This is a genomic window from Burkholderia sp. MSMB1835, from assembly GCF_001526365.1.
Classification (GTDB): Bacteria; Pseudomonadota; Gammaproteobacteria; order Burkholderiales; family Burkholderiaceae; genus Burkholderia.
In genome coordinates, this window is record NZ_LOYP01000045.1 from 68,157 (window position 1) to 88,454 (window position 20,298).

General features: G+C 66.8%; 21 protein-coding genes, 1 other RNA gene and 1 riboswitch. Of the genes, 11 read left to right on the top strand and 11 right to left on the bottom strand.

Translation table 11 applies throughout. From position 1 onward, the window contains the following. Nucleotides 1-87: 87 nt before the first annotated feature. A riboswitch (cobalamin riboswitch) is annotated at nucleotides 88-335 on the bottom strand. A 154-nt stretch (nucleotides 336-489) separates the two neighbouring features. The 5 genes from WS96_RS20450 (at nucleotide 490) to WS96_RS20470 (ending at nucleotide 2,866) form a co-directional block, all read left to right on the top strand. After that, entirely contained in the window at nucleotides 490-840 is a 351-nt protein-coding gene (locus tag WS96_RS20450; protein WP_034208138.1) for an ATPase, read from the top strand. Further along, nucleotides 837-1,151, top strand: coding sequence for a cell division protein ZapA (locus tag WS96_RS20455; protein WP_006478091.1), 315 nt, complete (start codon nucleotides 837-839; stop codon nucleotides 1,149-1,151). Before WS96_RS20450 ends, WS96_RS20455 begins: the two co-directional genes overlap by 4 nt. Before the next feature lie 81 nt (nucleotides 1,152-1,232). After that, nucleotides 1,233-1,414, top strand: a non-coding RNA gene (gene ssrS, locus WS96_RS20460) — 6S RNA. A 69-nt stretch (nucleotides 1,415-1,483) separates the two neighbouring features. Continuing rightward, nucleotides 1,484-1,945, top strand: coding sequence for an EVE domain-containing protein (locus WS96_RS20465; protein ID WP_034208139.1), 462 nt, complete (start codon nucleotides 1,484-1,486; stop codon nucleotides 1,943-1,945). 180 nt (nucleotides 1,946-2,125) lie between these two features. Then, complete coding sequence (locus tag WS96_RS20470) at nucleotides 2,126-2,866, top strand: SIMPL domain-containing protein (protein WP_011545975.1); 741 nt, start codon at nucleotides 2,126-2,128, stop codon at nucleotides 2,864-2,866. A gap of 124 nt (nucleotides 2,867-2,990) precedes the next feature. Here WS96_RS20470 and lgt read toward each other — a convergent pair whose 3' ends face one another. Together lgt and WS96_RS20480 are read right to left on the bottom strand one after the other, a co-directional pair. Continuing rightward, the gene (gene lgt, locus WS96_RS20475) at nucleotides 2,991-3,887 is read right to left on the bottom strand and encodes a prolipoprotein diacylglyceryl transferase (RefSeq protein WP_034208141.1); all 897 of its coding nucleotides are present in this window, start codon (nucleotides 3,885-3,887) and stop codon (nucleotides 2,991-2,993) included. Nucleotides 3,888-3,976: 89 nt separating this feature from the next. Further along, nucleotides 3,977-4,891, bottom strand: a complete 915-nt coding sequence (locus WS96_RS20480; protein ID WP_034208142.1) for a LysR substrate-binding domain-containing protein — start codon at nucleotides 4,889-4,891, stop codon at nucleotides 3,977-3,979. Nucleotides 4,892-5,025: 134 nt separating this feature from the next. On the opposite strand from WS96_RS20480, the gene ilvD reads away from it, so the two are divergent. Both ilvD and WS96_RS20490 read left to right on the top strand, forming a co-directional pair. After that, nucleotides 5,026-6,699, top strand: a complete 1,674-nt coding sequence (gene ilvD / locus WS96_RS20485; protein ID WP_059834937.1) for a dihydroxy-acid dehydratase — start codon at nucleotides 5,026-5,028, stop codon at nucleotides 6,697-6,699. 126 nt (nucleotides 6,700-6,825) lie between these two features. Beyond that, nucleotides 6,826-7,152, top strand: a complete 327-nt coding sequence (locus tag WS96_RS20490; protein ID WP_059834939.1) for a c-type cytochrome — start codon at nucleotides 6,826-6,828, stop codon at nucleotides 7,150-7,152. Nucleotides 7,153-7,316: 164 nt separating this feature from the next. On the opposite strand, the gene WS96_RS20495 is transcribed toward WS96_RS20490, so the two are convergent. The 3 genes from WS96_RS20495 to WS96_RS20505 are packed head-to-tail and all read right to left on the bottom strand — an operon-like array spanning nucleotide 7,317 to nucleotide 10,057. Beyond that, the gene (locus WS96_RS20495; protein WP_059834942.1) at nucleotides 7,317-8,069 is read right to left on the bottom strand and encodes a DUF2486 family protein; all 753 of its coding nucleotides are present in this window, start codon (nucleotides 8,067-8,069) and stop codon (nucleotides 7,317-7,319) included. A 25-nt stretch (nucleotides 8,070-8,094) separates the two neighbouring features. Next, on the bottom strand, nucleotides 8,095-8,511 hold the full coding sequence (locus tag WS96_RS20500; RefSeq protein ID WP_006484796.1) for a DNA polymerase III subunit chi: 417 nt from the start codon (nucleotides 8,509-8,511) through the stop codon (nucleotides 8,095-8,097). Nucleotides 8,512-8,545: 34 nt separating this feature from the next. Further along, nucleotides 8,546-10,057: a leucyl aminopeptidase gene (locus WS96_RS20505; RefSeq protein WP_034208147.1), complete on the bottom strand. Its 1,512-nt coding sequence runs from the start codon at nucleotides 10,055-10,057 to the stop codon at nucleotides 8,546-8,548. Nucleotides 10,058-10,179: 122 nt separating this feature from the next. Between WS96_RS20505 and lptF the strand changes: the two genes are divergently transcribed. The 3 genes from lptF to WS96_RS20520 are packed head-to-tail and all read left to right on the top strand — an operon-like array spanning nucleotide 10,180 to nucleotide 12,837. Continuing rightward, nucleotides 10,180-11,274: an LPS export ABC transporter permease LptF gene (gene lptF, locus WS96_RS20510; RefSeq protein ID WP_059834944.1), complete on the top strand. Its 1,095-nt coding sequence runs from the start codon at nucleotides 10,180-10,182 to the stop codon at nucleotides 11,272-11,274. 3 nt (nucleotides 11,275-11,277) lie between these two features. After that, nucleotides 11,278-12,426, top strand: coding sequence for an LPS export ABC transporter permease LptG (gene lptG / locus WS96_RS20515; protein ID WP_034208149.1), 1,149 nt, complete (start codon nucleotides 11,278-11,280; stop codon nucleotides 12,424-12,426). A gap of 27 nt (nucleotides 12,427-12,453) precedes the next feature. Continuing rightward, entirely contained in the window at nucleotides 12,454-12,837 is a 384-nt protein-coding gene (locus tag WS96_RS20520; protein WP_034208150.1) for a sirohydrochlorin chelatase, read from the top strand. A gap of 81 nt (nucleotides 12,838-12,918) precedes the next feature. On the opposite strand, the gene cobA is transcribed toward WS96_RS20520, so the two are convergent. The 6 genes from cobA to WS96_RS20550 all read right to left on the bottom strand — a co-directional run bounded on the left by cobA (nucleotide 12,919) and on the right by WS96_RS20550 (nucleotide 19,102). After that, nucleotides 12,919-13,668, bottom strand: coding sequence for a uroporphyrinogen-III C-methyltransferase (cobA, locus tag WS96_RS20525; protein ID WP_059504776.1), 750 nt, complete (start codon nucleotides 13,666-13,668; stop codon nucleotides 12,919-12,921). Nucleotides 13,669-13,728: 60 nt separating this feature from the next. Next, on the bottom strand, nucleotides 13,729-15,045 hold the full coding sequence (locus WS96_RS20530) for a sulfate adenylyltransferase subunit 1 (protein ID WP_034208152.1): 1,317 nt from the start codon (nucleotides 15,043-15,045) through the stop codon (nucleotides 13,729-13,731). A 22-nt stretch (nucleotides 15,046-15,067) separates the two neighbouring features. Then, complete coding sequence (gene cysD / locus WS96_RS20535) at nucleotides 15,068-16,030, bottom strand: sulfate adenylyltransferase subunit CysD (protein WP_006478076.1); 963 nt, start codon at nucleotides 16,028-16,030, stop codon at nucleotides 15,068-15,070. Nucleotides 16,031-16,105: 75 nt separating this feature from the next. Continuing rightward, nucleotides 16,106-16,858 (bottom strand): phosphoadenylyl-sulfate reductase, encoded by a 753-nt coding sequence (locus tag WS96_RS20540; RefSeq protein ID WP_059834946.1) that lies wholly within the window; start codon nucleotides 16,856-16,858, stop codon nucleotides 16,106-16,108. Beyond that, entirely contained in the window at nucleotides 16,855-17,397 is a 543-nt protein-coding gene (locus tag WS96_RS20545; RefSeq protein WP_059834948.1) for a DUF934 domain-containing protein, read from the bottom strand. Before WS96_RS20545 ends, WS96_RS20540 begins: the two co-directional genes overlap by 4 nt. A 25-nt stretch (nucleotides 17,398-17,422) precedes the next feature. After that, entirely contained in the window at nucleotides 17,423-19,102 is a 1,680-nt protein-coding gene (locus tag WS96_RS20550) for a nitrite/sulfite reductase (RefSeq protein WP_059834950.1), read from the bottom strand. Nucleotides 19,103-19,316: 214 nt separating this feature from the next. Between WS96_RS20550 and WS96_RS20555 the strand changes: the two genes are divergently transcribed. Continuing rightward, nucleotides 19,317-20,258, top strand: coding sequence for a CysB family HTH-type transcriptional regulator (locus WS96_RS20555; protein ID WP_006478072.1), 942 nt, complete (start codon nucleotides 19,317-19,319; stop codon nucleotides 20,256-20,258). Nucleotides 20,259-20,298: the final 40 nt, after the last annotated feature.

Genomic DNA, 20,298 nt, shown 5'->3' on the forward strand with positions numbered 1-20,298 from the left:
GGCGGACGATTGGGGTCGGCATCGAAGAAACGTTCCGTGAACCATTGCGCGTCCCGCTTCCCCGCAGGCCGCGCGTCATGGAGCCCGTGCGGGCTCCCCGTCTCGGCCGGTATCCGGGCTGGCGGCGGTCCGGCTCGCCTTCCCGCGCGATGACGCGCAGTGGCCCGCGCCCGCATGCGACTGCATGCGAAACGCGCCCGAGCCGGCCTGCGTCACGCGACGCGGCCGCTTACCGTTGCGGGGGCAGCGCAGGTCGGCGCGCTCCTGGAGCGCGCACCCTGCTTCCCGTTTAACCGCGCGTCCTGCGCGCGAGCACCGAGGCGGCGCCAGTTTAGGAGCCGGTCGCGCGAGCGTCAAGGAAGCGTCCGGACCCGCGCGGGACGCGCCTATTCGCGGCAAGAAGCAGGGGTGTTACGACTGGAAACGTTACAGATGTCGGATTGCGCGTTATTCCGCGCTAAAATGCTGGGTCTTTAGAGGACGCAGCAAATGCTCAACGAACTCGAAACCCTATCTCAAAATATTGGCCGTCTGATTTCGCTGAACAAGCGCTATCACTCGGAACGGCTCGCGCTCGAGGAGCAGGTCGCGCAATTGCGCGCGGAAGCGGACACGGTCCGCGCGGAGCTCGCGCAGCTGCGCGACGAACGCAATGCGCTCGCGGCCGAGCGCGACACGTTGTCGGCGAAGATCGACGACGCCCAGGTGAAACTGAACGCGATTCTCGAAAAGCTGCCGCGCTCGAAGGGCGCGGAGCAAGCCGACAACCAGCTCGACCTGCTGGATGCGCAGGCGCGCACGGATGGCGATGACACGGCCAGCCACGGAGAACATGCATGAGCACCAAGCAGATCGAAGTCTCGATTCTCGGTCAGCCCTATCGGCTCGCCTGTTCGGCCGAGACCGAAGCGGCGCTGCTCGAAGCGGTCGCGCGCGTCGACGCCGAAATGTCGAAAATCCGCTCGAACAGCTCGGTGCGCGGCACCGATCGCATCGCGGTGATGGCGGCGCTGTCGCTCGCATCGGAATTGCTGCGGCTGCAAACGAGCGTGCGGCATGGTGAAGCATTTCCGGCGGAGGAAATCCGTCGTACAATGCACCAGATGAACGAACAGCTCGGCGCGGTGCTCGCACAGCACGAGACGCAGTAACGTTTCAAACGATGCGGCGATTCCCCTTGATCTCGACGGTCAACGGTGGTCAAATTGGCGCATCGAATCACAGTTCAGTCAGCTTCCCTGCCTGGTTCGCCAAGGTCATATATTCCTTGAACCAATGCCATGTGCACGGTTGCGGAAATTTGTAGCACGGGCGCGCGCGTCACTCTGTCTGATGTACCCGAAGTGCTGCTAACTGCGACCAATTCTGAACCTCAGGTTCAGGATGCCGGCCTAGCGGCCAAGGTGGGGGCCTATCCAACGGCATCGGGCAAGTCCCGGTGCCGTTTTCTTTTGTAGCAGCCTTTTCTGCGTCGACCACGACCATGCAATACTGGCTGATGAAGTCCGAACCGGACGAAGCAAGCATCGACGATCTCGCCGACGCACCGCAGCGCTCGCTGCCGTGGACGGGTGTGCGCAACTATCAGGCGCGCAATTTCATGCGCGACACGATGAAGATCGGCGACGGCGTGCTGTTCTATCACTCGAGCTGCCCCGAGCCGGGCATCGCCGGGCTCGCCGAAGTCTCGTCGACGCCCTACCCCGATCCCACGCAGTTCGATCCGAAAAGCCCCTATTACGACCCGAAATCGACGCAGGAAGCGCCACGCTGGCTGCTCGTCGACGTGCGCTTCGTGAAGAAGTCGCCGCTCGTGCCGCTCGCCACGCTGCGCGAGCACGACGAACTCGCCGACATGCGCGTGCTCGCCCGCGGCAACCGGCTGTCGATCACGCCCGTCACGCGTGCGGAATGGCGATTCATCACCGAAAAGCTGATGAAGTAGGCGCGCGCCAAAGGTCAAATCCGGTCAGTACGCGCGACCGTAACGGAACTCGCGGCACTGTCGCGCAGCCTAAGCAACCACTGCCGGCCGAACGGGCCGGCCGTCGTTTTTTCGTTGCGCGGTACGCCCGCGTCGCGCACGCGTGACCCGCGTGCGCGCCCTCGCACAAGGAATCCAACAATGACCAAGAAATCCGCACTCGCGCTGTCGCTCGCCCTCGCCGCCGCCGTTCCCGTCGCGCTGACGCTCGCGTCGCCCGCCGCGCACGCCCAGGCGGCGAACCCGCACTTTCCGGAGCCGGCCGGCGTGCTGTCGCTGTCGTCGCAGGCCAGTGCCGACGTGCCGCAGGACATCATCCACATCACGCTGTTCTACGAGCAGCAGGCCAAGGATCCGGGCAGCCTCACCGCGCAGCTGAACCAGCGCGCGGACGCGGCCCTGTCGCAGGCGAAGGGCGTATCGGGCGTCACCGCGCACACGGGCGCGTTCTCCGTGTATCCGAGCACCGATCGCGACGGGAAGATCTCCGCATGGCGCGGCCGCACCGAGGTCGCGCTCGAATCGCGCGATTTCGCCGCGGCGTCGAAGCTGGCGGGCCAGTTGTCGAACCTGATGCAGGTCGCGAACGTCGAGTTCTCGCTGTCGCCGGAAGCGCAGCGCACGGCCGAGCAAAAGCTCACGACCGAAGCGATCAAATCGTTCCGCGCCCGCGCGGACGAAGCCGCGAAGGCGTTCGGCTACAGCAGCTACACGATCCGCGACGTGAACGTCGGCAGCGGCCGCAACGTGCAGCCGTACCCGCGCATGATGGCGATGGCCGCGGCGCCGATGGACAGCGCGAAGATGAGCGCGCCGATCGCGGTCGAAGGCGGCAAGGCCACCGTGTCGGTCACCGTCAACGGCTCCGTGCAGATGAAGTAACGCGCATCGCGCGGCTGTCGGAAACGAAAAACGCCGGCCCGAGGGCCGGCGTTTTTTTATGCGCGTCCGGGTATCGATGCACGCGCCGATCGCGCATGCATCGATACCGCGTCATGCAGCCACGTCACGCAGCCGCATTCGCGTTCGCCGCGCGGCGGCGATACGCCCAGACCATCAGCGCGATCCCCGCGAGAATCATCGGCAGCGACAGCCACTGCCCCATCGACAGGCCGAGCGCGAGCAGCCCGAGGAAGTCGTCCGGCTCGCGCGCAAACTCGACCGTGAAACGTGCGAGGCCATAACCGATCAGGAACAGCGCGGATATCGCGCCCATCGGCCGCGGCTTGCGCGCGAACAGGAACAGCACGAAGAACAGCGCGATCCCCTCGAGCGCGATTTCATAGAGCTGCGAAGGATGGCGCGGCAGCATCTGGTATTGCATGAACACGTCGGCGAGATGCCACTTCTCGACGAGCTCCGGATGTTTCGGCAACCAGGCCGCGTCGTCGCGCATCGCGCCCGGGAACAGCATCGCCCAAGGCGCCGTCGGATCGGTCACGCGGCCCCACAGTTCGCCGTTGATGAAGTTGCCGAGACGCCCGGCCGCCAGCCCCGTCGGCACCATCGGCGCGACGAAATCGGTGACCTGGAGCCAGTGCCGCTTGCGCTGCCACGCGAACAGCATCATCGCGAGCGTCACGCCGAGGAAGCCGCCGTGAAACGACATGCCGCCTTCCCACACCTTGAACACGTCGAGCGGATGCGAGAAGTAGAAACCGGCCTTGTAGAACAGCACGTAGCCGAGCCGGCCGCCGAGCACGGTGCCGAGCACGCCGTAGAACATCATGTCGTCGATGTCCTTCGCGGTCCAGCCCTGCGCCGCGACATGCGGCAGCTTCAGGCGGATCCGGCCGACGACGATCGCCGCGATGAAGCCGACGAGATACATGAGGCCGTACCAGCGCACGGCCAGCGGCCCGAGATGGATCGCAACGGGGTCGAAATTCGGGTGAATGATCATGGATTAGCGAAGAAGTTTTCGAATACGGTACGGCCGTCGCACGCGTGCAGCACCGCGCGTTGGACGGCGCCCGCACGCCATCGTTCACGTCATGCGGCAAGACCCTGCGCACGCACGACGTCGATGAACCCGGCAAGCACGGGGCTCACGTCGTCGGTACGCCACACGAGGCCCGTCTCGACGAGCGGCGCGTGGCCGGCGAGCGGCCGGTAGACCACGCCGGTGCGCCGCAGGTTACGCAGCGATTGCGGCACCAGTGCGACGCCCATGCCGGCCGACACGAGGCTGACGATCGTCTGCATCTGGATGGCCTCCTGACCGATGCGCGGGGTTTCCCCCGCCGCGCCGTAGCAGCCCGTAATGATGTCATAAAAGCCGGGCGCCAAACGACGCGGAAAGATCACGAGCGGCAACGCGGCGACGTCGGCAAGCTGCACCGGCTCGTCCTCGGGCGCGTCGGAAGCCGTACTCGGCATCGCGACCACCAGCGGCTCGCGCACGACGGGCAGGTACGACAACCCGGCCGCGTGACGCGGCGGCACGGGCGGAATGACGAGCCCGGCGTCGATGCGCCCGGCGACGAGTTCGTCGATCTGCACGTCGCTCGTCGCTTCCGCGAGCTGCAGCCGCACCTGCGGATAGCGCGCGCCGAACGCACGCAGCAACGACGGCAACAGCCCGTAATCGGCGGTCGACACGAACGCGAGCGACAGCGACCCGGCCTCGCCGCGCGCGAGCCGGCGCGCGAGCGGCGGCAGCGCATCGGCCGACGCCAGCAGCCGGCGCACGTCGGGCAGCAGCGCCGCACCGACCGCCGTCAGCGCCACCGAGCGCTTGGTGCGCACGAACAGCGCGACACCCAGTGCGTCCTCCAGCGCGCGGATCGCCTGCGACAGCGGGGGCTGCGTCATCGACAGGCGCTCGGCCGCGCGGCCGAAATGGCGCTCGTCGGCGACGGTCGCGAAATAGCGCCACTGGCGCAGGTCGGGGATCGGATCGGCCATGTTCGACTCATTCGCAAAACGACTTAATAGACGACAAATAATATATTGGACATCCCAATCGGGACACTCCATGCTTGGTCGATCCGAACCGGCGCGCCCTCGCGAGCGACGCCCATACCACGATGGAGTCCCCCATGTCGTACAACCGTCGCTCGAAGCACATCACGCAAGGCGTGGCCCGTTCGCCGAACCGCTCGATGTATTACGCCCTCGGCTACCAGAAGGAAGATTTCGACAAGCCGATGATCGGCATTGCCAACGGTCATTCGACGATCACGCCGTGCAATTCCGGCTTGCAGCGCCTGTCGGACGCGGCCGTCGACGCCGTCAAGGCCGCCGGCGCGAACCCGCAGATCTTCGGCACGCCGACGATTTCCGACGGCATGTCGATGGGCACCGAAGGGATGAAGTACTCGCTCGTGTCGCGCGAAGTAATCGCCGACTGCATCGAGACCTGCGTGCAGGGCCAGTGGATGGACGGCGTCGTGGTGGTCGGCGGCTGCGACAAGAACATGCCCGGCGGCATGATCGCGCTCGCGCGCCTGAACGTGCCGGGCATCTACGTCTACGGCGGCACGATCCGCCCGGGCAACTGGAAGGGCCGCGACCTGACGATCGTGTCGTCGTTCGAAGCCGTCGGCGAATTCACCGCGGGCCGGATGTCGCAGGAGGACTTCGAAGGCGTCGAGAAAAACGCGTGCCCGACGTCCGGTTCGTGCGGCGGCATGTACACCGCGAACACGATGAGTTCATCGTTCGAGGCGCTCGGCATGTCGCTGCTGTATTCGTCGACGATGGCGAACCCCGATCAGGAGAAGGTCGATTCGGCCGCCGAATCGGCGCGTGTGCTGGTCGAGGCCGTGAAGCGCGATCTGAAGCCGCGCGACATCATCACGAAGGAATCGATCGAGAACGCGGTGTCGGTGATCATGGCCACCGGCGGCTCGACCAATGCGGTGCTGCACTATCTCGCGATCGCGCACGCGGCCGAGGTCGACTGGACGATCGACGATTTCGAGCGCATCCGCAAGCGCGTCCCGGTGATCTGCGACCTGAAGCCGTCGGGGAAGTACGTCGCGACCGACCTGCACCGGGCCGGCGGGATTCCGCAGGTGCTGAAGATCCTGCTCGACGCGGGGCTGCTGCACGGCGACTGCCTGACGATCACGGGCCGCACGCTCGCCGACGAGCTGAAGGACGTGCCGAGCGTGCCGCGCGCGGACCAGGACGTGATCTTCCCGATCGAGCGCGCGCTGTACCAGGAAGGCCATCTCGCGATCCTGAAGGGCAATCTCGCGCAGGACGGCGCGGTCGCGAAGATCACCGGCCTGAAGAACCCGGTGATCACGGGCCCGGCGCGCGTGTTCGACGACGAGCAGAGCGCGATGGATGCGATCCTCGGCGACCGGATCCGCGCGGGCGACATCCTCGTGCTGCGCTACCTCGGCCCGCAGGGCGGCCCCGGCATGCCGGAAATGCTCGCACCGACGTCCGCGATCATCGGCAAGGGGCTCGGCGAATCGGTCGGCTTCATCACGGACGGCCGCTTCTCGGGCGGCACCTGGGGCATGGTGGTCGGCCACGTCGCGCCGGAGGCGTTCGTCGGCGGCACGATTGCGCTGGTGCAGGAAGGCGATTCGATCACGATCGACGCGCATCGGCTGCTGCTGCAACTGAACGTCGACGACGCGGAACTCGCGCGCCGCCGCGCTGCGTGGCGGCAGCCGGCGCCCCGCTATACGCGCGGCGTGCTCGCCAAATTCGCGGCGCTTGCCCGGCCGGCGAACCAGGGGGCGGTCACGGGTTGATGCAGAGGCGTCATCGCATGCGACCCCGATAAACGGGCCACCCGGGGAACGCGCAAAACGTGCGTTCCCTTTGCTTCTATAATGCGCGGACCATGAAGCCGGCCGTCCCCGCCGGCGGAGAACCGCATGAAACAGACGATATTGCGCGTGCTGCTCGCCCTGCTGCTGACCGGCGGCGCGGCGGCGGCACGTGCCGACCAGGCCGACGGGCTCGCGCTGGCGCAGCGCAAGAACTGCATGGCCTGCCATGCGATCGGCAAGCCGCTGATGGGTCCGTCGTTCCGCGACATCGCCGGCAAGTACGCGGTGCGCGGCGACGGCGTCGACTACCTGGCGCAATCGATCGTGAAAGGCAGCATCGGTGTATGGGGCAGCGTGCCGATGCCCGCCAATACGCAACTGACGAGCACCGAGGCCCATACGCTCGCCCAGTGGGTGCTGTCGGTACGCTGAAAGCGGATACCCGCGCGGGTACCCACCTTGTGCGCTTGTGCGCGGGACGTCGCGAGAGGACGGCCGCGTACTGACCGACCGGCCCCTCCCCAGCGGCTTCGCACGCGTTTACTGCGCTTACTGAACCCGCATTCTCTGTTTCGCCGCCGCGAACGATTGCCCGTTCAGCCGGAATGACCGGCGCGACGACGGGCGATCTCTTCATCGACCGCATCGCGCACCCAGTCCATCACCTCGGTTTCCAGCGCGAGTGCGACTTCGCGCGTGACCTGGCCGACCAGCCAGGCCGAATGCTCGTGCAGCGCATCGCGACAACGCGCTTCGATGGCGTCGCGCCCTGCCCCGGTCAGATAGTTCGTCAGGCGATTGCGAAGCCGTTCGGCGATGTGCTGCGCATCTTCCGGCGTCAGCGCGACTGCGGCCTGCGCATCCGGCTGCGGCGGCACCGCGCCCGGTAGGGCCACCTCCGGCGTCGCCGATTCGGGCGCGTGCGCGGCCGCGTCGCGCGCCATCGCGGCGAACGTGTGTTTCGGCAGGTCGTCATCGACGAGCGACGAGCGCAGCGGCGCCGTCATCGCCGCCGCATCCTCCGCGACCACATGCTCGGCGGCGCCAGGCTCGGCCGGCGCATCGGTTTCGCCCACGGCGGCGGCCGTCGCCGCGTCGCCCGGCAGCTCGACCGTCGGCACGTGCGGCGTCGGCACGGGTTCGACCACGACGGAATCGGGGTCGGCCTCGGTTTTACGCGATTCGGCCGACGCGGCGGCCGGTGGCGCGATCACGTCGGTGAGCACCGGAATCGCCGCGTCGTCGTGCGGCCGGGGAGCGGCGGACGCGGGCGAACGCGCCGGCGCCGGCTTGCCCGGCACCAGCACGTCGGTCAGCGTCGGAATCGAGGATGAATCGGCTTCTGTCACGGGAACACTCCGTCGACGGTTGCGGCTAGCCGCCCTGCTTGTAGTTGTTCAGCGCATAGCCGCGGTCGCGGTAGAACCGGTAGCGGTCGCGGCCTGCGGCCAGCTCGTCCGGCGCGTTGCCGACCACTTCGAGCAGGCGTTCGAAGCGGGCGAACTGCGCGGGCACGGTCGCGCCGAGGTTCAGCAGCACGTGATGATGCGGCGCGCGGTCGAGATCGGCGGCCAGCACGATCGGCGTGCCGGCGGCGTGCTCGCTGTCGACGCCGCAATGCGGGATGAAATCGAGCGGCGAGAACGTCCAGAGCCGCTCGTCGAGCGCGCGCAGGCGCGCGGGCTCGGCGAGCACGACGACCGGCTGCCCGGCCTGATAGGCCTTGCGCAGCAGCCGGCACGCGTACGCGAGCGAATCGCCGACGTTCGAGTGGAAATCGATCCGCGTCATTGCCCGCGCACCCGCAGCGTCGTCGGCGCCGCCATCACTGGCCGGCGCGGTCGATCAGGAACTGCGCGAGCAACGGCACCGGCCGGCCCGTCGCGCCCTTCGCCGCACCGCCCTTCCATGCGGTGCCCGCGATGTCGAGGTGAGCCCACGGATAGCTCTCGGTGAAGCGCGACAGGAAGCACGCGGCCGTCACGGCGCCGGCCGGACGCCCGCCGATGTTCGCGAGATCCGCGAAATTCGACTTCAGCTGTTCCTGGTACTCGTCGTCGAGCGGCATGCGCCATGCCGGGTCGTTCGCCTCGCGCGACGCGTCGAGCAGCTCGCCCGCGAGCGCGTCGTTCGTCGAGAACAGCCCGCTGTTGTGGCCGCCCAGCGCGATCACGCACGCGCCCGTCAACGTCGCGACGTCGATCACGGCGGCCGGCTTGAAGCGCTCGGCATACGTGAGCGCATCGCACAGGATCAGGCGGCCTTCGGCGTCGGTGTTCAGCACCTCGATCGTCAGCCCCTTCATGCTGGTGACGATGTCGCCCGGCTTCGTCGCGTTGCCGCCCGGCATGTTCTCGCAGGTCGGCACGATCGCGACGACGTTGATCTTCAGGCCCATCTCGGCGACCGCGCGGATCGTGCCGAGCACCGAGCCCGCGCCGCACATGTCGTACTTCATCTCGTCCATGCCTTCGCCCGGCTTCAGCGAGATGCCGCCCGTATCGAACGTGATGCCCTTGCCGACCAGCACGACCGGCGCGGCCTTCGCGGCGGCGCCCTGGTAGTGCAGCACGATGAACTGCGGCGGCTCGACCGATGCGCGCGCGACCGACAGGAACGACCCCATCTTCAGCGCCTGGATCTGCTTGAGCCCGAGGACCTCGGCCTTCAGGCCCCAATCCTTCGCGATCTTCTTCGCGGTGTTGCCGAGATAGGTCGGCGTGCAGACGTTGCCCGGCAGGTTGCCGAGGTCGCGGGTCAGATCCATCCCGTTCGCGAGCGCGACGGCCTGCTTGATCGCGACCTTCGCGGCCTTTTCGTCCGCCGGATCGACGCTGAACACGACGCGCTTGAGCGTGTGCGACGCCGGTTCCGGCTTGCTCTTCATCTGCGTGAAGCGGTAGGTCTCGTTGCGCAGCGCGAGGATCGCGGCGCGCACGCCCCAGTCGGAGCTGCGCTCGTCGACCGGCAGTTGCGCGAGCGAGAACGTGACCTGGACGACCTTGGTCGCCAGCAGCGCGCGCCAGGCGGCGGTCACCGCGTCGTTATAGGCTTTCTGATTGAAAGCATCCTGCTTGCCGAGCCCGACGAGCAGCACGCGCGACGCGCCGATGCCCGACACTTCGTGCAGGAACAGCGTCTTGCCGCGCTTGCCGTCCATGTCGCCGGCCTTCACCACGCGCGAGATCAGCCCCTTGGTGGCCGTGTCGATGTCGAGCGCCGCGCCCGACAGGGTCTGCGCCTCGAAGATGCCGAGCACGATGCAGTCGGACTTCCCGGTCAGGAACCCCTTGGCCTCGCCTTTGCTCCAATCACAGCCTTTTATGCTAAAGTCCATCGCGCTTGTCCTCGGATAAAATCTGGGCTAAGGATGAAAGCCGCAATTATCCGCTATTTTTCCCGTGGCGGCGCGAGCGCCCCACCACGCGTGCGCAGCCTCCCGCCCTCTTCTCATCAAGAATGATCTTCGAACGCTCCCTCCAGCGCGAGCTTGCGTATACGGCTGGCGCCGTGTTCATGGTGCTGCTCACGATCATGCTCACGACGATGATGATTCGCATCGTCGGCTACGCCGCGTCCGGCGAAATCGATCCGCGGGACGTGCTCGTGCTGATCGGCCTGACCGTGATCGGCTACCTCGCCGTGATGCTCGTCGTCACGCTGTTCGTGTCGATCCTGTTCGTGCTGACCCGGTGGTACCGGGATTCCGAAATGGTGGTGTGGCTCGCGTCCGGCGTGAGCCTCACGCGCCTCATCAAGCCGATCGGCGTGTTCGCCACGCCGATCATCCTGCTGATCGCCTTCTTCGCGTTCGTCGGCTGGCCGTGGTCGAACCAGCAGAGCAAGATGATCCGCGCGCGCTTCCAGCAGCGCGACGAAATCTCGCTGCTCGCGCCCGGCCAGTTCCGCGAATCGGCCGCGAACCATCGCGTGTTCTTCATCGAGAAGATGTCGCCCGACCAGAGCAAGGTCCAGAACGTGTTCGTCACGTCGACGGAAAACGGCAAGCTCAACGTGGTCGTGTCGCAGACGGGCCATACGGAAACCGCGAAGGACGGCGATCGTTTCGTCGTCCTCGAAGACGGCCGCCGCTACGACGGCACGCCCGGCCAGCCGAACTTCAAGATCATGGAATTCGAGCGCTACGGCGTGAAGATCACCAGCAAGCCGGTCGTCAACGTGCAGACCACCAACAGCACGCCCACGCCCGACCTGCTGCGCAACCCGACGCGCGACAATCTCGCGGAATTCGCGTGGCGCGCGGGGCTGCCGCTGATCGCGCTGAACCTGATGGTGCTCGGCATCCCGCTCGCGTACCAGAACCCGCGCCGCAGCCGCACGATCAACCTCGTGATGGCCGTGCTGATCTACCTCACGTATTCGAACCTGCTGAACGTCGTGCAGGCGCAGATCGAGCAGGGCAAGATGTCGTTCGGCGTCGGTCTCGTCGGGCTGCACGTGCTCGTCGCGGCGATCGTCGCGTTCATTTTCTGGTTGCGCGTGCGCAATCGTCCGTTGTTGTCACGCGCGCTGTTCGGCCGCTCGGGAGCATGATCGATGCGGCTCTATGAAAAGTACTTCGCGCGGCAGATCTACATCACGTTCATCTTCATCCTGTTCGCGTTCTCCGGTCTCTTCTTCTTCTTCGACCTGATCAGCGAGCTGAACTCGGTCGGGCACGGCAACTACAAGTTCGGCTACGCGGTGCTGCGCGTCGCGCTGCAGACGCCGTCGCGCTTCTACGAGATCATCCCGGTCGCCGCGCTGATCAGCGCGATCTACGTGTTCGCGCAGATGGCCGCGAACTCGGAATTCACGATCTTCCGCGTGTCGGGCCTCGCGACCAACCAGGCGCTGCGTTCGCTGCTGAAGATCGGCGTGCCGCTCGTGATCGTCACCTATCTGATCGGCGAATTCGTCGGCCCGTACGCCGACCAGCTGTCCGAACGCGTGCGGCTGCAGGCGCTCGGCGCATCGGTGTCGTCGAACTTCCAGTCGGGCGTGTGGGTGAAGGACACGCTCGCGGCCCGCGAGAACGGCGAGCAGGTCACGCGCTTCGTCAACGTCGGCAGCCTGTCGCCCGACTCGACGATCAGCAACGTGCGCATCTACGAGTTCGATTCGAAATTCCAGTTGCAGAACGTGCGGATCGCGCAAACCGGCCGCTACGAGCCACCCGGCCACTGGCTGCTGAAAGGCGTCACCGAAACGGAGCTGACGCCGATCAAGCCGGTCAGCGGCCAGCCGGCCGATGCGCTGAACCCCGTGTACCGGTCGCAGCAGGTGTCGCTGCCCGAATACCGGCTGCGCTCCGACCTGACGCCGCAGATCCTGTCGGTGCTGCTCGTGTCGCCGGAGCGCATGTCGATCATCAACCTGTTCCGCTACATCCAGCACTTGCGCGAGAACCAGCAGGACACGCAGCGCTACGACATCGCGCTGTGGCGCAAGCTGCTGTATCCGTTCGCGGTATTCGTGATGCTCGTGCTGTCGCTGCCGTTCGCCTACCTGCACACGCGGGCGGGCGTGGTCGGCGTGAAGGTGTTCGGCGGCATCATGCTCGGCATGAGCTTCCAGCTGCTCAACACGCTGTTCTCGCACATCGGCACGCTGAACACGTGGCCCGCGCCGCTCACCGCCGCGACGCCGGGTCTCATCTATCTCGCGCTCGGCCTGTTCGCGCTCAAGTGGGTCGACCGGCACTGAGCGCCGCGTCGCGACGGAGGCTTCGACATGCATTCGCACGGTATCGTCCTGTTCGGCCACGGCGCCCGCGACCCGCGCTGGGCCGAGCCGTTCGAGCGGCTCGCCGCGCGGCTGCGCGGCGCCGGCTCCCCTGCCGCGCAGGTGTCGCTCGCGTTCCTCGAACTGATGCCGCCGTCGCTCGCCGAGGCCGTGGCCGCGCAAGTCGCGGCCGGCTGCGCGCGCATCACCGTGGTGCCCGTATTCTTCGGCCAGGGCGGCCATGTCCGCCGCGACCTGCCGCAGCTCGTCGACGCATGCCGCGCCGCGCATCCGGGCGTCGAGATCCGCTGCGCGACGGCCGTCGGCGAAGACGACGGCGTGCTCGACGCGGTCGCGCGCTATTGCGTCGACCAGCTCGGCGACGACGCGTAGGCCACGTCTTCGCGACGCCCAAAGAAAAAGCGCCGGCATCTGCCGGCGCTTTTTGCGTTCGGGACCGCACTCGAGCCGCGCTCAGGCGGCATTGCGCACCGGATCGCCCGCCTGCGCCTGCCGTGTGCGTTCGGCGAATGCGTCGCCGATCATCAGCAGGCTCGGTTCCGCGGGGTCGAGCCACGCCTGCGCGTCGCCGGCCGCCATCCGGGCGAGCGTCAGCGTCAGCGTGCGTTCGCGCGCGGTGCTGCATGCCTCGACGATCGCCACCGGCGTCGCCGGCGCACGGCCGGCGTCGATCAATTCCTGCGCGATGCCGGGCGCGCTGTCGCGACCCATGTAGTAGACGATCGAATCGGCGCGTGCGGCTTCGCGAATCTCGTCGCTGCCCGGTGCGCGACTGTGCGTCGCGAACGCGACGCTGCGCGATACGCCGCGCAACGTGAGCGAACGCTTCAGCGTCGCCGCGCCGGCCAGCGCCGCGGTGATGCCCGGCACGACCTCGTAGTCGATGCCGGCCGCGTCGAGCGCGCGCATTTCCTCTTCGGCGCGACCGAACAGCATCGGATCGCCGCCCTTCAACCGCACGACGCACGCATGCTCGCGCGCCGCGTCGACGATCTGCTTGTTGATGAAATGCTGCGCGGTCGAGCGCTGCCCGCAGCGCTTGCCGACCGCGATCTTCCGCGCGTTCGGCGCATAGTCGAGCATCGCGGGCTCGACGAGCGCGTCGTGCAGCACGACGTCGGCCTGCTCGAGCAGTCGCATGCCGCGCACCGTGATGAGGTCCGCGGCGCCCGGTCCTGCTCCGATCAGATATACCTTGCCCATGTTTGTCGCTTCGCTAGGGTCCTGCCGCGGCGGCCGGTTCGCCGCCGCGCAGATTGACGATTACGCCGAGAACGCGCGGATCATCCCGGCGGCGACCGTGTGGTGCGTCGCCTCGTCGATCAGCACGAACGCGCCCGTGCCGGGGTGCGCATCGTACGTGTCGCACACGATCGGCTTCTGCAGCGTCAGCGCCACGCGGCCGATATCGTTCATCTTCAGATCCTGGCGATCGGTCGCGTGCGACAGCGTATGCACGTCGAGCACCTGCTTGACGCCGCCGATCTTCGCGAACACCGTGCTGGTGGTCTGCTTCAGCAGGTACTTGCGCTGCGGCGACAGCGGCGTCTCGTCGAACCAGCACAGGTCCGCCTCGAGCTTCTTCGCCGGCTCGACCGGCTCGGCGGCCGTGACGAACATGTCGCCGCGCGACACGTCGACGTCCTCTTCGAGACGGATCGTCACCGTCTGGCCCGCGAACGCGTGCGCGACCGATGCGGTGCCGCCCGGCACCGGCGCGACGATCTCGGCGACCGTCGCGGTGCGGTTCGACGGCAGCACGACGATCGCGTCGCCGACCTTCACTTCGCCCGACTCGATCCGGCCCATGTAGCCGCGGAAATCGTCGGCCGAGCTGCCGTCCTGGCGCGCGACCCACTGCACCGGGAAGCGCAGCGCGTCGTGCGCCTGCGTCTCGACCGGCAGCGACTCGAGCACGTCGAGCAGCGGCTCGCCCGCGTACCACGGCATGCGCTCGCTCGCGCCGACGATGTTGTCGCCCTTCAGCGCCGACACCGGCACGAAGCGCACGTCGGTCAGGCCGAGCTGCTTCGCGAGCGCGACGTACGCGTCGCGGATCTCGTTGAAGCGCGCCTCGCTGTAGTCGACGAGGTCCATCTTGTTGATCGCGACGATCACGTGCTGCAGCCCGAGCAGCTTGACGATCGCGCTGTGGCGCTTGGTCTGCGGCAGGAGTTGCACGACGCCGTTCTCGACCGTGATGCGCGTCGCGTCGATCAGGATGATCGCCGCGTGCGCGGTCGACGCGCCCGTCACCATGTTGCGCGTGTACTGCTCGTGGCCCGGCGTGTCGGCGATGATGAACTTGCGCTTCGCGGTCGCGAAATAGCGGTACGCGACGTCGATCGTGATGCCCTGCTCGCGCTCGGCTTCCAGCCCGTCCGTCAGCAGCGCGAGATCGAGCTCGTCGCCGACCGTGCGCTTGTTCTTCGCGCGCGACAGCGCGGACAGCTGGTCGGACAGCACGGCCTTGCTGTCGTACAGCAGGCGGCCGATCAGCGTGCTCTTGCCGTCGTCGACGCTGCCCGCGGTGATGAAGCGCAACACGCCGAGGTCTTCGGTGTTCTCGATGATGCTCATGATGTGAATGTCCTCGTGTGCCTCAGAAATAACCTTGCTTCTTGCGCTGTTCCATCGCGGCTTCGGACGCCTGGTCGTCCATCCGGGTCGCGCCGCGCTCGGTGATCTCGGTCACCGCCGTCTCGGCGATGATCTTCTCGACGTCGTCCGCGTCGCTTTCGACCGGGCACGTGCAGCTGATGTCGCCGACCGTGCGGAAGCGCACCTGCGCCAGCTCGCTCGTCTCGCCGTCACGCATCGGCGTGAGCGGCGTGACCGGCACGAGCAGCCCGTTGCGGCGCACGATCTCGCGCTGGTGCGCGTAGTAGATCGACGGCAGTTCGAGGTTCTCGCGCGCGATGTACTGCCACACGTCGAGCTCGGTCCAGTTCGAGATCGGGAACACGCGCAGATGCTCGCCCTTGTGCAGGCGGGCGTTGTACAGGCTCCACAGTTCCGGGCGTTGCGCCTTCGGGTCCCACTGGCCGAATTCGTCGCGGAACGAGAAGATGCGCTCCTTCGCGCGCGCCTTCTCTTCGTCGCGGCGCGCGCCGCCGATCAGCGCCGTATAGCCGTGCTGTTCGATCGTCTCGAGCAGCGTGACGGCCTGCGCGGCGTTACGCGAATCGGTTTCGCGGCGCAGCACGACCGTGCCGCGCTTGATCGAATCCTCGACGTGGCCGACCACCAGCTCGGCGCCGAGCTCTTGCGCACGGCGGTCGCGGAAGTCGATCACTTCCTCGTAGTTGTGGCCCGTGTCGATGTGCACGAGCGGGAACGGCAGCGTCGTCTTGCGGTTCGCGCCGAGGCCGAACGCCTTCAGCGCCAGATGCAGCACGACGACCGAATCCTTGCCGCCCGAGAACAACAGCGCCGGCTTGCTGCATTCGGCGACGAGTTCGCGCAGGATGTGGATCGACTCGGCTTCGAGCCAGTCGAGGTGGCCCATGCGGCTGTCGGCGCCGGTGGGCGGGGCAAAGGCGGATTGCTCGAGCGTCGTGCTCATGATTTCAGTCCTTCTCTTCCGGGTTCGTGCCGCCCGCTGTCGCAGGCGGCGCAATATTCAGTTTCTTGTCGGCTTTCAGTGCGCGGCGCCGGCGTCGGCATTCGCGGGAATCGGCGTAATCGTCGTGATGTGCAGCCCGCATTCCTTCGTGTCGCGCGACTCCCACCACCAGCGGCCCGCGCGGCTGTCCTCGCCGGGACGGATCGCGCGCGTGCACGGCTCGCAGCCGATGCTCGGGTAGCCGCGCGCATGCAGCGGGTTGACCGGCACGTCGAACGCGTTAAGGTACGCCCACACGTCGGCTTCCGTCCAGTCGGCGAGCGGGTTGTATTTCGCGATCCCGCGCGCTTCGTCCTGTTCTTCCTCGTGCAGCTCCGCGCGCGTGACCGACTGCTCGCGGCGCTGGCCCGTCACCCACGCGCCGACGTCGGCCAGCGCGCGGTTCAGCGGCTCGACCTTGCGGATGTGGCAGCACGCCTTGCGCAGCTCGACGCTCTCGTAGAACGCGTTCAGGCCGTGCTCGGCGACGTACCGGTCCACCGCGTCCTGCTGCGGGTGGAACTGCTCGATCTCGTAGCCGTAGCGCTCGCGCACGCGGTCGATCATGCCGAGCGTTTCCGCATGCAGGCGGCCCGTGTTCAGCGAGAAGATGCCGATCGGCACGCCCTTCGACAGGATCGCGTGCGTGAGCAGCATGTCTTCCGCGGCGAGGCTGCTCGCGAATTTCACCCTGTCGTGACGGGCGCCGATCCGCGCGAGCAGCGCGTCGAGGCGCTCGACCTTCGCGGCGAGTTCCGGCGTCAGTTCGGTGGCGGTCGCGGTGCTCATGCGCTCACCTTGGTGTCGGCCGCGGCCTCGCGGCGGCGGAACAGCGGCGCCGGCTCGTCGAACGCGCCCTGGTAACGCTGCGTGAATTCCGTGAACGCATTCAGCGCGTCGTGGATGTCCTTGTCGGCGCGCACCGCGAACGCGTCGAAGCCGCAGCGCGACATGTACAGCAGTTGATCGCGCAGCACGTCGCCGATCGCGCGCAGCTCGCCCGTCCAGCCATGGCGTTCGCGCAGCAGGCGCGCGATGCTGTAGCCGCGGCCGTCCGCGAAGCGCGGGAAATCGACGGCGACCAGCGAGATCGCGCCGAAATCGGCCACGAGATCGGCCGGTTCGCTGTCCGGCGCGAGCCACACGCCGAGTTCGTCCTTCGTCTTCGCGGCGACGAGCGCCGCACGCTCGGCCTGCCACAACGCGAACGGCACCAGCACCTTGCCGGCCGGCAACGCGTCGACCGCGGGCAGCGTGCCGTCTTCCGCCGCGCGCACGACCTGCCATGCGTCGTCGATCACTGCGCGGTTCTTGATAATCGAAGCCATCTGCAAATTCCTTCTACCCGGTTGGTTACGCGTTCACGGCCTGGCGCGCCGCATACACGCGCTCCTTGAACGGCGCGATGCCGATGCGGTCGTACGTGTCGATGAAGCGTTCGCCGTCGATGCGCGCTTCGACGAACGTGTCGATCAGCTTCGCGATCACGTCCGGCACTTCTTGCGCGGAGAACGACGGCCCGATCACGCGGCCGAGGCGCGCGCCGTTGCGGCCCGTGCCCTGCTCGCCGCCGAGCGACACCTGATACCACTCGGCGCCATCCTTGTCGACGCCGAGGATGCCGATGTTGCCGACGTGGTGATGGCCGCACGAGTTCATGCAACCGGAAATGTTCAGCGACAGGTCGCCGAGGTCGTACACGTAGTCCAGATCGTCGAAACGCTGCTGGATCGCCAGCGCGATCGGAATCGACTTCGCGTTCGCGAGCGAGCAGAAGTCGCCGCCCGGGCACGCGATGATGTCGGTCAGCAGGCCGACGTTCGGCGTCGCGAAACCGGCCGCCTTCGCCTTTTCCCACAACGCGAACAGGTCGCGCTTCTTCACGTTCGCGAGAATCAGGTTCTGCTCGTGCGACACGCGCAGCTCGCCGAGCGAGTAGGCGTCGGCCCAGTCGGCGACCAGATCCATCTGCGCGTCGGTCGCGTCGCCCGGGGCCACGCGGTGATCCTTCAGCGACAGCGTGACGGCGGCGTAACCGGGCACCTTGTGCGGCGCGACGTTACGCTCGACCCAGCGCGCGAATGCCTTGTTCTCGAGCAGATGCTGTTCGAACGACGCGTCGGTGTCGGCAAGCTTCTCGTAGACCGGCGGCTGGAAGTACTGCGACACGCGGTCGATTTCGGCCTGCGTGAGCGTCGACGGGCCGTCCTTCAGGTGCTGCCATTCTTCCTCGACCTGCTGCGCGAACTTCGCCGGCGACAGCGCCTTCACGAGGATCTTGATCCGCGCCTTGTACAGGTTGTCGCGGCGGCCGTAACGGTTGTATACGCGCAGCACGGCCTCGCAGTACGTGAGCAGGTGCTGCCACGGCAGGTCTTCCTTGATCACCGCTCCGACGATCGGCGTACGGCCGAGGCCGCCGCCCGCGAGGATGCTCGCGACCACGTCGCCCTGCGCGTTCTTCTTCAGGTACACGCCGAGGTCGTGGATCTGCACGGCCGCGCGGTCGTGCTTCGAGCCCGACACCGCGATCTTGAACTTGCGCGGCAGCCACGCGAATTCGGGATGGAACGTCGACCACTGGCGCAGGACCTCGGCCCACGGGCGCGGATCGATCTCTTCGTCCTGCGCGACGCCGGCGAACTGGTCGGCCGTGATGTTGCGGATGCAGTTGCCCGACGTCTGGATGCCATGCATCTGCACCGACGCGAGCTTCGCGAGGATCTCGGGCGTCTCTTCCAGTTCGATCCAGTTGAACTGGATGTTCGAGCGCGTCGAGAAGTGACCGTAGCCGCGGTCGTGTTCGCGGGCGATGCGCGCCAGCATCCGGAGCTGGTCGCTGCGCAGGTTGCCGTACGGAATCGCGATGCGGTGCATGTACGCGTGGCGCTGCATGTACAGGCCGTTCTGCAGACGCAGCGGACGGAATTCGTCTTCGCTCAACTCGCCCGACAGCCGGCGGCGCACCTGATCGCGGTACTGCGCGACTCGCTCGTCGACGATCGTCTGGTCGTATTGGTCGTACTGATACATTCGGGGACCCCAGGGTTTTCGTGTTGACCGCGCGACGTCCTAGCCACGTCGCGCCCGAATCTCCGTTCCGTCGTCACCGCCGCCATCCGCTGCCGGCTGGATTGCTAATGACGAAAACAGATATCCATATTTGAAAAACTCCGGTGAATCGTAATAAACTCGCCTTATATTTCAAACGACTAAAAAATTCTGTTGATATGCGGAAGGGTTATAAATGAACCTGCACCAATTTCGCTTCGTGCGCGAGGCCGTCCGGCAGAATTTCAACCTCACCGAGGCCGCCAAGGCGCTCTACACGTCGCAACCGGGGGTATCGAAGGCGATCATCGAGCTCGAGGACGAGCTGGGCGTCGAGATCTTCACGCGGCACGGCAAGCGCGTGCGCTCGCTCACCGAGCCGGGCCGGATCATCCTCGCATCGGTCGAGCGGATTCTTCAGGAAGTCGAAAGCTTAAAGAGGGTCGGGAAAGATTATGCGGCGCAGGATCAGGGCAACCTGACCATCGCGGCCACTCACACGCAGGCCCGCTACTCGCTGCCGGCCGCGATCGCCGAGTTCAAGAAGCGCTTCCCGAAGGTGCACCTGTCGATCCTGCAGGGCAGCCCGACGCAGGTAGCCGAGATGGTGATCCACGACCAGGCCGATCTCGCGATCGCGACCGAGGCGATCTCCGACTACAAGGAGCTCGTGTCGCTGCCCTGCTTCCAGTGGCATCACGCGGCCGTCGTGCCGGCCGACCATCCGCTGCTCGAACGCAAGCCGGTCACGCTGGACGATCTCGCGCAATACCCGCTGATCACGTACGACGACGCGTTCGCGGGCCGCAAGAAGATCAATCATGCGTTCGCGCTGCGCGGACTGTCGCCGGACATCGTGCTCGAGGCGATCGACGCCGACGTGATCAAGACCTATGTCGAACTCGGCCTGGGCGTCGGCATCATGGCCGACATCGCGTTCAATCCCGAGCGCGATCGCGGCTTGCGGCTGATCCCGGTCGGCCATCTGTTCGGCAGCAACGTGACGCGCGTCGCGCTCAAGCAGGGCGCCTACCTGCGCAGCTATGTGTATACGCTCGTCGAACTGCTGTCGCCGACGCTGAACCGCAAGCTGATCGAGCAGGCGCTCAAGGGCGAAGCCGAATCGTACGAGCTTTGACGGAACAGGTATGAACCGGGGGCGCACATTGCGCCCCTTT